The sequence below is a fragment of the Sphingobacterium sp. UBA7253 genome, from assembly GCF_002472745.1.
GTDB lineage: Bacteria > Bacteroidota > Bacteroidia > Sphingobacteriales > Sphingobacteriaceae > Sphingobacterium > Sphingobacterium siyangense.
Genome location: NZ_DKSP01000034.1, coordinates 2,434 through 3,053 on the forward strand (window position 1 = coordinate 2,434; position 620 = coordinate 3,053).

Sequence of the window (620 nt, forward strand, 5' to 3'; positions counted from 1 at the left end):
TCCGATTCCCCTATTTGATACAATAGAAAATGCAATGGGGGATATTGATTTTGATATTTTAATTGACTTTACCAGTCCACTTATTGCCAAGAAGAACATCCTGAATGCGATAGATAAAAGTAGGCATGTCCTTATTGGGACTTCAGGGCTCTCAAATCAGGATTATGAGGAAATTGAAGAGCATGCGAAAGAAAGCGCGGTATCCGTACTCGCCGCCGGTAATTTTTCGATCACCACTGTTTTGTTGAAAAAATTTGCGGAGACTGCTGCTCAATATATTGATCAATTTGAAATTATAGATTATGCATCCCAAAGAAAGGTGGACTCACCAAGCGGCACAGTCGCAGAATTAGCCTATAGTCTTTCCAAAATTAAAACGCCGAAGGTTGAAGTACCCATAAAGGATACCCTCGGAAACAAAGAGACTCGTGGTGGTGATATCAATGGTATTCAAGTGCATGCGATAAGACTGCCGGGTTATGTATTAGGTGTAGAAACAATCTTTGGTATGGAAGATGAAAAATTAATCATCAAACATGAAGCTGGAACTGGTGTAGCACCCTATCTGAATGGCATTAAGATTGCCCTTACCAAAATGGGTACCTTTCCTCTATAAATTA

The 620-nt window shown here is 39.7% G+C and carries 1 protein-coding gene; it reads left to right on the forward strand.

The window, feature by feature from the left end:
- A partial coding sequence (locus B2X72_RS03310; RefSeq protein WP_286848259.1) for a 4-hydroxy-tetrahydrodipicolinate reductase occupies nt 1–616 on the forward strand: 616 nt, incomplete at its 5' end.
- Nucleotides 617–620: the final 4 nt, after the last annotated feature.